We start from the raw sequence: 12881 nt of genomic DNA on the forward strand, positions 1-12881 counted from the left end.
CGTGCTCGAACCGGTCCTGGCGGGCCTCCTCGGCTGAGCCGCCCGCCCATTTGTGGCCCGGCCGCGTGTGACCCCGTGCGCAGTCGCGGACCTGGCGCGGCACCACGCCGGGCCGGGCGCGGCGGTTTGCGGAATCACGCCGATCCCGTCCCCGTTTCGTGTCCGGAACGGATGGGTATGGACGTGGCGCAATCGGTGGGTTCTGCCAGCCGTATGCTGCTGGGCCCACCGTGGGAGCATGGCCGTCGAATTGGGGGAAAGGCCATGTCGGTCGAACCTGTCGAGCCCAGCGAACTCGCGTTCGGCAACGCCGTCCTGGACGCCTTCACCGCCGCCAGAGACACGTTCCTGGACGCGGTCGCCTCCGGACGGAAGATCGCCCGCCGCTGCATGCCGCGCAACACCGGGCTGCTGCGGCGGTTCGACGCGGCGGAGCAGGCGGTCGACGCCTGCCTGCTCGACCTCGTGATTGTCGGCGCGGAGGGCGCCGGGAAGTCGACGCTGGTCAACGCGCTGCTGGGAAGGGACGTCACACCGCAGGAGGACCTCGTCCCGGGCACTGTGGCCCCGGTCGTCGTCGAGTGGGGGGACACCGACCAGGTGCGCTACTCGGTGGTCCTGGATGGCGTGCCGTCCACCGAGGCCGCCTGCCGGGACATGGAGGAGTTCGGCGGGTATGTCCTCAGCGGCCGCAACGAGGACAACCGCAAGCGGGTGCTGCGCGGCTACGTGCGGCTACAGCACCCGATGCTGGAGAAGGGGGTGCGGCTGGTCGACCTGCCGGGCGTTGAGGGCGTGTCGCCCCATGTCGCCGCGGAGCTGCGGGCGTTCCTGGAGAGCGACACGCACACCGTGATCGGTGTCTGTCGCGACCGCTCCTACGGCCCCCTGCTGCGGATCGCCGAGCAGTGGTCGCGCACCCGCGTCCGGTTCGCCGCGGTGGTCCTCAACTGGTCTTACGACGCCTGGGAGAGGAACGCTGCCCGGCAGGAAGAGTGGGCTGGCGAGGTCCGGTCCGCAGCCCGGCGGGTCCTCGGTGACGAGACGTTCGCGGAGGTGGACCCGGAGCAACTGTTCGTGCTCCACCTGCCGACCTTGACCAGCCCGCGGTCCTGGCGCCACCGCTCCGGTCCGCGGGTCACCGGCCGGCCGCACCGCAAGGAGGCCGAGCGCTTCATCCGCGCGGTCTCGGCGTACATGGCGGACAACGGTGCCGACAGCCTGCTCTTCCGTGCCCACGGCCACGCGCTCGGCGCCCTCGCCGAACTCGACGATTTCCTAGCCTTCCGGGAGGCCACGCTTCGGGCCGTACTCAGCCCCGACCCGGCCGCCGCCCGGAAGCTCGCCGCCCAGGTGGCCGCGGCCCGCCGGGCCGCTGAGGACGCCTGGCAGGCGGTGTCGGGCCCCGCCATGGCGGGCCGTCTGGCCGCCAGCCAATGGCCAGCATGCCGGAGTTCGGTCGTCAAGTCCCAGCAGGACCTGCTCCAGCGGATCACCCGCGCCGAGCAGAAAGTGCTGTCGGAGCACAACCGCATCCCCAAGGCCGTCGCCGAGCAAACCGCCCGCGGCCTGGCGAACGCCGCCGCCCTCCACGACGACGAGGTCATGACGGCCACCCAGCGTGCCCTGGAACCCGTCCTCGCCTTCTACCGCGGCCACGCGCAGCACGCGCTGGACCTGTTCTTCGACCGGCTCCCGCTCCTGCAGGAGAGCATGGGCGAGTTCGGCGTCTCCCCTGACACCACGGATTCGACGGAGTCCCCGCGCCTGGTGGACGACACCAGGGCGCGACTGGGGCGCGGCGCGGGAGCGACGGTCGCGGGTGCGGCGGGCGGCGCGCTGGCCGGCTACGGCGCCGCCGCCGCCGGGGTCACCTTCTCGTTGGCGGAGATAGGTCCCGCCGTGCTGGGCGGGCTGGCGGGGGTGGGCGGTGGTGTGTCGGGGACCGCGGTAGGCGGCACGGCGGCCACGGTGGGCGCCGCCGGCGGCATCGGCGGCGGAATCATCGCATTCGCCATGACGCCGGTGGGCGCGCTGGTCCTGGTCGCGGCCGGTGCCGGTGCGCTCGGGTACGCCGGTCTGACCCTGGCCCGGGCCGGGTCCAGGAAGGCGTTCGCGCGCGGGATCGAAGCGATGCGCACGCAGGTGAGCGGGATCGACGTCCGGAACGGGGGGCCGGTGCACCAGGCGTACTCCGACCAGTGCGAGGCACTCGCTGAGTCAGCAGAGCGGATGCTCGCCGAGAAAGTCGAGGCCTTGGTCCAGTTGGCCTCGCCGGGCGGGCGCGGCGCCGAGGACCTGGCCCGGGAGCTGGCCGGGATCGTCTCCGCGCGCCGGGCCGTTGCCGAGCTCGATGATCGGATGACCGCTGCCCTGCACCGTCCGGACGCCGCATGACCACCGGGGATGGCCCGTTCGGCGCCCTGCGCCGGAGCGTTGTCGCGGCGGGCGCGGCCGTGGTCACGATGCTCCTCGTCGCCGTCCTGGCGGCGGTCCTGGGGATCGTGGAGGTCGTCGCGCGGCACACCCCCTTCGGGGTGTGGACGCTGGGCGTTGCCGTGGCCGTGGGCTCTGGAACCGGCCTGTTCGTCTGGTTCCGGAGCCCCCGCGCCGGTTCGGCACGGCGGGGCGCGAAGCCCCGTCCCGGGGCAGGCACTCCGATGCTGATCCCGTGGCCGGAGTCCGTTCCCCCGGAGGGTGCGGGCGCTGGATCACAGACCGCGGGCACCACCGCGCTCCGCCTCAAACGGGGGTTCCTCGCGGCGCTGGACGGTCGGGACGTAGCGGAGGCGGCGCGGCTCCTCGCGGCGGTGGCGACGCTCCCGGGCCAGGAGGACTGGGTGGCCAGCGCCCGCCGGCGTCTCGACGCGCTCCGGAGCCAGACCCGGCGCAGTCGTCCCTGACGTTCAAACGCTCCGGCCGAGCGGAAGGAGTTGTGCGGGATCCGTCCCTGAAGGGTGTCTTTACTGCCGTACGGCGACTGACCAGTGGCTTTGCGAGCGGCCGCGCCTCGGGCATGACCCCGGTTCGTGGGTCTACGACTGCTGCACTTGATCTTCTGCCGACTGCTGGGCTGGCCGACACTGCTGGGGCGCTCCTCCGCCGCGCACAAGGCCGAGATCCTCGCTCTACGCCATGAGGTCGCTGTACTGCGACGCCAGGTCGGGCGGCCGCGGATGTCATGAGCCGACCGCGCCCTGCTCACCGCTCTCGCGCGGCACCTTCCACGCGCCTTGCGTCCGCACCGGTTGGTCACCCCGGGCACGCTGCTGACCTGGCACCGGCGCCTGGCGCGCTGGACGTGGCGCCAGCCACCGGGCAGGTCCGGCCGACCACCACTACCCGAAGGGATCGTCGCGCTCACCCTGCGCCTGGCCGAGGAGAATCCGACCTGGGGGTACGTCAGGATCCAAGGTGAACTGCGGCGGCCCGGCCACCGAGTCGCCGCCACCACCATCCGCCGCGTGCTACGCCGCTCCGGCCTGCCGCCCGCACCACAGCGCACCTCTCAACACACCTGGCACACCTTCCTACGCACGCACGCCCACACGCTCCTGACCTGCGACTTCATGCACATGGACACCGTCTTCCTCAAACGCCTCTACGTACTCTTCGTCGTGGAGACCAAGACCCGGCGCGTCCACGTCCTCGGCATCACCACCCACCCCACGGGCGAGTGGGTGGCCCAGCTCGCCCGGATCCTGCTGATTGATCTGGAGGACAGGGCCAGGTGCTTTCGGTTCCTCATCCGTGATCGCGACGCCAAGTTCACCGCCGCTCTTGACGCCGTCTTCGCCGGCAACGACACAACCGTCATCCCTACCCCGCCACAACGCCCGCGATCAAACGCATTCACCGAGCAGTGGATACACACAGCACACGCCGAATGCACCGACCGACTCCTCATCACCGCCGAACGACACCTGCGCACTGCGCTCAGCGAGTACGCCGAGCACTACAACACCGGATGAGCCCACCGCGGCCTGGCCCTACGAGCACCCGACGACAATCCGAACGTCATCCTCCTTGCCTGCTGCCGCCGTACGGCGCCGTCGAATACGCGGCGGACTGCTCAACGAGTACCACGCCACCCCGATCAGGCCGCCTCACGGCCCGCAGGAGAGCCCCAGTTCAGCGGTCTGATCGGAGTTGTGACCCCCTTCACGGCGTGGTGCGCCAGGCAGCGGCGACGGCGGCCGCGGGCCTTCTCCCGCTCCCCGTGCACGACCGAACGTCACGTCAGGCCGAACCTTCGTCCGAGCCCGCCGTCGCCGTCGGCTCTGCAGCGGCCAACACCGGTCTGCGGCCGACCACCACCGCGCATGTGCTCGCGGTCACGCTGGCACCGGTCGCGCCCCGGCTGCGTCGCCGGGCGGGTCCCGATCCGCGCATCGGAGTGCCGGGGCCCGGGCCGGCGCAACGAGCCGACGAACTCGTGAAGGCTCACCGGCAAGTCCGGAAGCGAAGTGCACGGGAGCGAGCGCCAAGGCCCAGAGGTGTTCCCGTGCGCGGCGGGAACAACCGATCCGGTCAGCACTGTTGCACCGGCCGAGGGACCGGAGCCGCGCGGGCGGGGAACAGAGAGACCAAAAGATCGTCCGCCCCGACGCGATCCGGTCCCCCGGGTCCGCGGTACGCCCGGTCACCCGATATTGGGGCGACCGGTTATACGCCTGCCGCAGACTCGGACCGAGGCCTTTTCACACAGGAGGACGATTTCATGAATGACTGGCCCTTGACGCTCATGGCGGTGCACGCCCACCCCGACGATGAGGCCACTGGAACGGGAGGTGTCCTCGCGCGGTACGCGGCGGAGGGCATTCGCACGGTCCTCGTGACGTGCACCGACGGCGGTTGCGGCGACGGACCGGGGGGTGTCAAGCCGGGCGATCCCGGGCACGATCCGGCAGCTGTCGCCTTGATGCGGCGTCAAGAACTTGAGGCGAGCTGCGAAGTCCTGAAGGTCAGTCATCTGGAGATGCTGGACTACGCCGACTCCGGGATGATGGGCTGGCCGTCCAATGACGCCCCGGGCTCCTTCTGGCAGACACCCGTGGAGGAGGGCGCTGCCCGACTCGCGGAACTCTTGCGACGCTACCAGCCCGATGTGGTAGTGACCTACGACGAGAACGGCTTCTACGGCCACCCCGACCACATCCAGGCAAACCGCATCACGATGGCGGCGCTGGCGATGACCGCGCTGACACCGAAGGTGTACTGGACGACGGCGCCCCGCTCGATGATGCAGCGGTTCGGGGAGGTCATGCGCGAGTTCGGTACGGACTGGCAGGAGCCGGATCCCGCTGAGGCCGCGGCGTTGGCCGAGATCGGACTCCCCGACGAGGAGATCACCACCTGGGTGGACACCACCGCGTTCGGCGGTCAGAAGTTCGATGCGCTGGCCGCTCACGCCAGCCAGGGCGAGAACATCTTCTTCCTCAGGATGGGCCAGGAGAGGTTCACCGAGTTGATGGGCGTCGAGACCTTCGTACGTGTCCAGGGCACCACCGGAGCGGCCGTGCCCGAGAACGACCTGTTCGCCGGACTGCGCTGATCCGCCCGCCCACCGGGGGCCAGAGAGCTCATGGTCCGTACGGCTCGATCGGGTGTGCTCGCACACCCGGAGGCTTGTTCACGTGGGTTCCGCTCCGGCGGCCCTTGATCATCAAGGTGGCCCTGCTCGGTCGCGTGGCGGTTACGAGGACGCCAGTCCCCCACCCACCCGGGCAGGGCCGTTGAGCGGGAACGTTCAACAGGGCTGGGCGGGGATCAACCGGACGGGCTGGTGGCCGGTGTCCACGCCCAGCTACGGGCCGCCCCGCACAGCCCGTCCCCGGAGCAGATGCGGGCGCCGGGTCTGTACCGATCAGCAGCGCTGGTGTGGTGACCACCCATCCGACGCGCAAACCACATACTGCACTCACGCCGTATCGATAAGCCGGTTCGTTCACTACGCAACTACACCCGACGCAACGGCACTTGGGGTTCGTGCGGGGGTTTGATTTTGCTTTTCTGGGCGACGCATCGGCAGTTACGCCGACCGATCCGCGTGTTGTGCCGCTCGAAAATACGACTCGGATCCTGACCTGGGGTTCCTCAATCCGATGCCGCGGCCTGCACGGTGTCTGGGACGATCCTTCGCGGCCTCATCAACGAGTACCACCACGCCGCTTGACTGAACAGCATCGCTGCGGGTCACAGCACCGAATCCTATTTCCGAGCGGCACAGCCTGCCGGCGGGTCGCATTCCCGACTTCAACGCCTACGCCGGATCCTGTAGCGCAGGAGAGACCCGTGCCACGCCGTGGAAGCTGATGTCATGGTTCGACGCCAACGCTCCTGCGCGCCTTCCCCCGTCGTCCAACTGCAAGCAATTCTCTGTCGATTGCTCCGTGAGCCGTCCGGCGAGATGAAGGTCGTGGGCTGCGCCGTCGTGCCGTGTGAGCCCGTCGAGAGGGCCGGAGATCCTGCCAGCTGACAGGCTGCCGTGGCTGTTGTCGGTCATACGGTGGATTTGTTGACCGCGATATGGATCGCACGGAGCACGTGCTCGTCGTCGGTCAGCACGTGCTCCGGCGAGCGCCTCCACGCCCTCGTAGGCGAGTTTGCCAACGCCGCGCTCGACGATCGCCCACTACTAGCTTCCGGGGACAAGGAATACCTTCCCCTGCCTGCCTTTCTGCTCCGCCTGAATGACGGCCTCGTTGATCTCATCGAGAGAGTATTTGCGCCCGGGAGAAGTTTCCACGATACCCTCGCGCATGAGATCTATGATGTCCTGACCCAGCTGCTTTCGCTGTGCTTCTGTGAGCCTTGGTAGCCAGTATCCCAGCCAGTACACCTCCAGGATTCGGCGACCGGCCAGGATGAAACGCGGGTCGTCACCGACGCGGATCGGCTCGCCGGTGAGAGAGCCGTAGACCAGCATGCGTCCGTCTTCGTGGAGTGACTTGAAGATCTGCGTGCCAGTCTCTCCCACCACGGGGTCAATGGCGTATTTGATGCCCGCCGGGTCAACGACTTTGCGTACCTGTTCGTCGATCGGTCCATCGGCGGTGACGAGCACGACATCGGCGCCGAGTCGCTCCAGTTCTTCCGCGGACTCTCGTCTGCGGACGACGTTCACGGTACGTATGCCATCCCGCTTGGCCAGTCTGATGACCATGCGTCCGAGCTCGGACCCGGCTGCTGACTGGAGCAGCCATTCCCCTTCGGGGACCGCCAGAACATGGCGGACCATGAGAATGGCTGAGGCCGGATTGATGACGAAGGAGGCTACTTGGTCATCGGGGATCTCGTCGGGTGCGAGGAACAAGTCGCTGGCGGGGACGACAGCGTACTCGGCCCAGTTGCCGCCTTGGCCGTTGACGACCGATACCCGTTGCCCTTCAGCTACTTCTTTTACCCCCGGCCCGAGAGCTTCAACAATGCCGACGCCTTCGAATCCGGTTGGTGCCGGAAAATGTGCTTGGACACCCGCATAGTGTCCCCGTACATAGAGGAGATCGGACGGATTTACCGGCGTCTGCAGGATGCGGACCCTCACTTGCCCTTCGCCGGGCTCGGGAATGGGTAGATCCTCGACGGTGAGGACCTCGGTCGGCTCCCCATGCTGAGCGAAACGGATAGCTTTCATGCTCGGCTCCTGGGCGTCGTCGCCACCGGGACAGGCAATGATGGTTGCCTTCTTCACTCTTGGCGTTCGGGGGCACGGTGCGGAAATGGGCTTCGTCGGCCCCCCTACCAGGACGAATATCCTTAGAGCCAGACTCCACGTAGCGACAATAACTCGCCTGGCCAGGAGGCGCATGTCGGGCCCTGCGTCGTGGGAAATCCGTTGGCGGCTTGCGATCACTGGCGATTGAAGCTGGTTGAGCCCCTGGATGCCATCAGCGGGGCACGTACTTGGGAAAAAAGGGCGGCCAGCAGGCCCGGCTCGTCAGATGGCCACTACCGGACGGTAGTTCGGCTGCCACATTGCGGCACGAACCCGGGTGTTGATGTCGTCGCCGATCGTGGTGCGCGCCACGCCGTCGCGGGCCGCGGCTCGTGCAACGGCCGTGGCCACGGCGGCAGAGGTCTGCCGCAATTGCCGCGTGGGCGGGAGCAGGGGGGCACCGGGAGCGGTGGAGTCGACCTGCTCGGCCACGGCGTGCGCGGCGGCTGTGAGCATGCCGTCGGTGATGCCGGTGGCCTGAGCGACGATGGCGCCGAGGCTGAGCCCTGGGAAGACGAACGCGTTGTTGGCCTGCCCGATCTGATAGACGGTGCTGCGGTGGGTCACGGGCGCGAAGGGACTGCCCGTGGCCACCAGAGCCCGACCGTCGGTCCATTCGAGCAGTTGGGCCGGGGTCGCCTCGGCCAGCGGCGTGGGGTTGGACATGGGCAGGATGATCGGGCGGTCGACGGAAGCGGCCATCTCACGGATCAACGGTTCGGTGAAGGCGCCGCCCTGGCCGGAGGTGCCGATGAGGACGGTCGGCTTCACCTGATGTACGAGCTCCGCCAAGGAAATTCCGCCGAGATCCGTGTCGCGAGACCAGCCGGCCACCTCGTCGGCAGCACGGGCGTACGGGTCCTGGAAGTCCCGCATGGCCATGTCCTGGGTGAGCAGACCGTGTCGGGCGACGCACCAGAGTCGCCGGGTGGCCTCGTCGGGGGTCAGCCCGGCGGATTTCATAGCATCACGCAGCTGATCGGCGACGCCGATGCCTGCTGTACCCGCGCCGAAGATCACCACCCGGTGCTCGTGGAGCGGCGTCCCGCTCGCTTGCACTCCGGACAGCACCGCCGCCAGATTCACCGCCCCCGTGCCCTGGACGTCGTCGTTGAAGGTGAGGCACCGGTTGCGGTAACGCCCCAGGATGCGCCGCGCGTTGTCCGGTCCGAAGTCCTCCCAGTGCAGAACGGCGTTGGGATAGAGGCGAGTGGCTGTCTCGACGTAGGTCTCGATGAAGGCGTCGTAGGTGTCCTGGTCGACCCTGGGGTGGCGATTGCCGAGGTAGTGCGGATCGTCCAGAAGTTCCTGCCTGTTGGTGCCCACGTCGAGGACGACGGGGATGGTGCGGGAGGGGTCGATGCCACCCGCGGCGGTGTAGACGGCCAGCTTGCCCACCGAGATGTTGATTCCGCCCACGCCCCAGTCCCCGATGCCCAGGATCGCCTCACCGTCCGTGGCGACGATGAGGTCGACGTCGTCCGGTCCGAGTCCGCTGGCGAGCAGCGAGCTCTCGACCTCCTTGGGCGCGTCGACCGAGAGATAGATCCCTCGGGGCCGTCGGTACTCGTAGCTGTAGCGCTGGATCGCAGTGCCGACGGTGGGCGTATAGACGATGGGCAGTGTCTCGTCCAGGTGCTCGCACATCAGCCGGTAGAACAGCACTTCGTTGCGGTCGTGGAGGGAAGTCAGATTGACATTCTTGGCCAGATCACTGGGTTGTGCGAGGAACTGCGAGTACGCCCGCGACATTTGTTGTTCCAGTGTGAGTACACGTGGCGGAATCAGCCCGATGAGGCCGAGCGACTGTCGTTCCTCCTCCGTGAATGCGGTCCCCTTGTTCAGTCGTGAATTGGCCAGCACAGCGCGCCCTCTGGCTGTCGTCTCCCACCGTTCAAGGTCCCGATTCCAACTGACCGGCTGCGTGTTCATGGCTGCCTCTTCGCTTCCGTTCCCGCGTCGGGCGCTGGTCGGACAGCGCCACCGCATGCCTGCCGTCACCAAAGCCACGAGATCCAGACCCGCCTGTTCCCGCTCCACCACGGGATCGTCATCTCGACACGACCGTGGATGGCCACGGCTCTTCACCCCGGCGCTGTGAGCGCGATCGCTCTTTGTGCTCCGACAATTGCGGGTCGTGTCGAGTGCGCGTGTAGTCGCCGAAAGCCGCGACTTTCACAGACGCAATGCTAGTGCGCACACGATGAGACGACGAGTTGAGGGGAGGGAACGGTGGGGACGTACCGGCCGATGTCTATGCGCAGGCGCTGTGCGTGACCCGGGATTCGAGGGCTGCCGAATGGTCGGAAATTCAAGAGGCCCCGACGACAGCGGACTCCTTGCGATGTACGCGGCGGGCAGCGGTCTGAGTGGGCTCGCCCCGGAGAGGTACGGCAACTGCGAGCCGTCTACTACCGGCTGGAGAACTGGCCGTTGGCGGTGCCCGGGAGAAGGCGTTCACCGCGCCGACAGTTCGGTCCGATACCCGCTGTCGGCGCTTGCGGCTGTTGGCCGACTGCTTCTTAGCCCTGGTAGGTGCTCCTAGAGGTGGTGTTGAGCTGTCTGAGAAACACGCGTGCTTGCCGGCGATGTGCTGTCCAGGCCCGGGAAGCCGGTGTCGATCAGCTTGTTGGAAGGCATAGCGGAGCCTGACTGCTTCTGCGTCGATGTCGTGGGCTCGCCGGGTTGCCTGAGCGGCCGGCAGGCACGGGCGTGTACGAACGCGGGTCTCCGACCTGCCGGAAGGCAAGGCAAGCCGGGATGGGGGGCGTCTATCCCTCAAAGTACACTTTGGCTAGTGTGCGACAGAGGCAAGAGTGGTATGGTTACGTCTGCCGATGTGTCGAAGTGGCCAGGATTCCCTCTAGGGCACGTATCGTGTCGCTCCAGGCCGTGGAGGGGTGGCACATTTGGAGACAGAGGCAAAGTTGCATTGGATATGGCGTGGTGCCGTAGGTTCACTCTGGTGCGCGCGTCGAGCTTCGACTTTGCCTGGTGGCGAGGTACGGAGAGGGACCCATGGACATCGACGCACAGGGGCTGGACGCAAAGTCCGCCTACAAGCTGCTCATCGGCACGATCATCCCGCGGCCTGTCGCGTGGGTCAGTACCGTATCCACAGCCGGCGTGGGAAATCTTGCTCCGATTTCCTTCTTCACCTGCGTCGGACGTAAACCTCCCAAGGTTTCGCTGTCGCTGCAGCCGCGGGAAGACGGCACACTGAAGGACAGCTTCGTCAACATCAGGGAGACCGGCGAGTTCGTCACGAACATGGCTACGCTCCCGCAGGCGCACGCCGTGCATCGCACCGCTGTCGATTTTGCCCCCGACGTGGACGAGTTCGATATGGTGGACGTGGAGAAGGAGCCCTCAGCTCTGGTGAAGCCACCGCGGGTGAAGGGCGCACCTCTTGCCTTGGAGTGCAGGGTGGACAGGATCCTCTCGGCTCCGGACGGGCTCCACAATGTGGTGTGGGGTGAAGTCGTCAACTTTTACGTTCGCGACGACCTTTACATCAACGGCCGAATCGACTTCGGCGCGATCGCTCCGGTCGGCCGACTCGCGGCCGAGTACACGGTCGTCAACAACACCTTTGTGCCGCCTCTCGAGCCGGATGTGCTCGCCGAGCACGCGGAGAAGCGGATGATCCGCCTGGATGGCAAGGGCGAGGAGTACTCGCCGATCGACACCGGGACCTGGTCGCCCTCGGGCGCCGTCATCGAATAGGCGGGATATCACCGCGACTGGCTCGTCGGACCTCCGCATCCGGGGCGACCGACCAGTCCCTCAAAGGAGAGAACTGAAGATGCCATCAACGTCCTCGCCCGCCGCACTCGGCGACGCTTACACGGAGATCACCAACTGGTTCTTCGAGGACTATCTGCAGCCGTGGATGACCGCTGTGGAGACCTCGAGCGACCCCTCCTTCATCGCAGACTTCTGGGGTGCCCCGCTCTGGATCGGCCTGGAAGACGGTCCGGCGGCCGTCTTCAACAGCCCCGAGGAGATCACCGGGTGGTTCAAAGACAGCTTTGACCGCCTTCAGTCCGCCGACTACACGCACACCGCGGTGCTCGACCGCCGAGTGATGATCTTTCACCGGCATGGTGGCGCGATCGACGTCATCTGGTCGCGTCGGCGCGGCGACGATTCGGAAATCGAGCGCCTCGCCGTGCACTTCATCATCGCTCGCCGCACCGACGGGTTGCGCATCGTGTCGATCGAGGGCACCAACACCGACGCGGACACACTCGATGAGGTCTGGCCGATCCACCGAGGCGACGGGCAGTGACGCGTACAGCTCTGGAGCAGCGGTTCACCCCGTCGGGCATCCAGTACTTCCGAGTGGGTGACGGCGATGCCGGGATGATGGTCTTCGTCCACGGCTGGCGTGACAGCGCTGTGGGCTGGCAATGGACCATAGACGAGTTGGCGCGCCTTGGCGTCATCACCGACTGGCGTGTGGTCTTGGTCCAGCGTAAGGAGGTCAGCCGCCGCGACGCGGAGCATGCGGGCCTCCTGGACGACTTTGCCTCCCAGGTCGTCGAGGTCGTGCGTCATGTCGCGCGGCCACAGGAGCAAGTCGTCCTGGTCGGCCAGTCCATGGGAGGCCCCGTCGCGGAACTCGCAGCCACTCAACTGGCGGATGCGGTCAAGGGGTTGGTGCTGGTGACCCCGGCGCCGCTGGCGGGCACGCCGCTACCCGCGGACATGCTGGAGGACTTCGAGGCGGGCGCTCGCGAACTCGACCGAGTCACCGCCGCGCTGTCGCGCATGCGACTCGCCCGCAACACGTCCGACACGACGGCGTTGCACCTCGTCATCGCGACCCCGGCGGAGAGCGAACGCTCCACTCTCCAGTCCTTGGCCTCCTGGATCGGAGGTCACCCGCAGGGGCGTCGGCCCTCGCCCGTCACGGCCCCGACCCTGGTCGTGGTCACCGACGACACCTTCTTCAGCGAAGAGATGCTGCGCACCGACGTTGCCGGCCGGTTCGCCGACGCAAGTGTGGCCAAGGTCGGCGATGCCGGCCACTTCCCCTACCTGGAGCGCCCTGAGGAACTGGCGCGTGACATCGCGGAGTTCCTCGCGAAGATCGGGTGATCATCAGTCGGTTCGACTGCGCCGCCCTGACGGGCGGCGCACTCATTGGAGCACCGGACCA

The 12881-nt window shown here is 67.4% G+C and carries 10 protein-coding genes; 8 read left to right on the forward strand and 2 right to left on the reverse strand.

Translation table 11 applies throughout. The features are described 5' to 3' along the window. Positions 1-264: 264 nt before the first annotated feature. The 5 genes from P2L57_RS25015 (at position 265) to P2L57_RS25035 (ending at position 5554) form a co-directional block, all read left to right on the forward strand. Entirely contained in the window at positions 265-2397 is a 2133-nt protein-coding gene (locus P2L57_RS25015) for a dynamin family protein (RefSeq protein WP_275818278.1), read from the forward strand. Then, the gene (locus tag P2L57_RS25020; protein ID WP_275818280.1) at positions 2394-2903 is read left to right on the forward strand and encodes a hypothetical protein; all 510 of its coding nucleotides are present in this window, start codon (positions 2394-2396) and stop codon (positions 2901-2903) included. The genes P2L57_RS25015 and P2L57_RS25020 overlap by 4 nt, the downstream gene beginning before the upstream one ends. A gap of 126 nt (positions 2904-3029) precedes the next feature. Beyond that, the gene (locus P2L57_RS25025) at positions 3030-3185 is read left to right on the forward strand and encodes a hypothetical protein (protein ID WP_275818283.1); all 156 of its coding nucleotides are present in this window, start codon (positions 3030-3032) and stop codon (positions 3183-3185) included. 48 nt (positions 3186-3233) lie between these two features. Then, on the forward strand, positions 3234-3971 hold the full coding sequence (locus P2L57_RS25030; protein ID WP_275818285.1) for an integrase: 738 nt from the start codon (positions 3234-3236) through the stop codon (positions 3969-3971). A 749-nt stretch (positions 3972-4720) separates the two neighbouring features. Next, complete coding sequence (locus P2L57_RS25035; RefSeq protein ID WP_275818287.1) at positions 4721-5554, forward strand: PIG-L family deacetylase; 834 nt, start codon at positions 4721-4723, stop codon at positions 5552-5554. A 1083-nt stretch (positions 5555-6637) separates the two neighbouring features. Here the strand turns inward: P2L57_RS25035 and P2L57_RS25040 are convergent. Next, entirely contained in the window at positions 6638-7693 is a 1056-nt protein-coding gene (locus P2L57_RS25040) for a zinc-dependent alcohol dehydrogenase family protein (RefSeq protein WP_275818290.1), read from the reverse strand. Between the two features lie 246 nt (positions 7694-7939). After that, positions 7940-9649, reverse strand: coding sequence for an NAD-dependent malic enzyme (locus P2L57_RS25045; RefSeq protein WP_275818292.1), 1710 nt, complete (start codon positions 9647-9649; stop codon positions 7940-7942). A 1086-nt stretch (positions 9650-10735) separates the two neighbouring features. Between P2L57_RS25045 and P2L57_RS25050 the strand changes: the two genes are divergently transcribed. The 3 genes from P2L57_RS25050 to P2L57_RS25060 all read left to right on the forward strand — a co-directional run bounded on the left by P2L57_RS25050 (position 10736) and on the right by P2L57_RS25060 (position 12820). Further along, on the forward strand, positions 10736-11443 hold the full coding sequence (locus tag P2L57_RS25050) for a flavin reductase family protein (RefSeq protein WP_275818294.1): 708 nt from the start codon (positions 10736-10738) through the stop codon (positions 11441-11443). Positions 11444-11522: 79 nt separating this feature from the next. Continuing rightward, complete coding sequence (locus P2L57_RS25055) at positions 11523-12008, forward strand: DUF6841 family protein (protein ID WP_275818296.1); 486 nt, start codon at positions 11523-11525, stop codon at positions 12006-12008. Continuing rightward, a complete protein-coding gene (locus P2L57_RS25060) occupies positions 12005-12820 on the forward strand; it encodes an alpha/beta fold hydrolase (RefSeq protein ID WP_275818298.1) in 816 nt (271 codons plus the stop codon). Before P2L57_RS25055 ends, P2L57_RS25060 begins: the two co-directional genes overlap by 4 nt. The last annotated feature ends 61 nt before the right edge of the window (positions 12821-12881 follow it).

The sequence above is a fragment of the Streptantibioticus ferralitis genome (assembly GCF_029223525.1).
In the GTDB taxonomy this organism is placed as follows: domain Bacteria; phylum Actinomycetota; class Actinomycetes; order Streptomycetales; family Streptomycetaceae; genus Streptantibioticus_A; species Streptantibioticus_A ferralitis.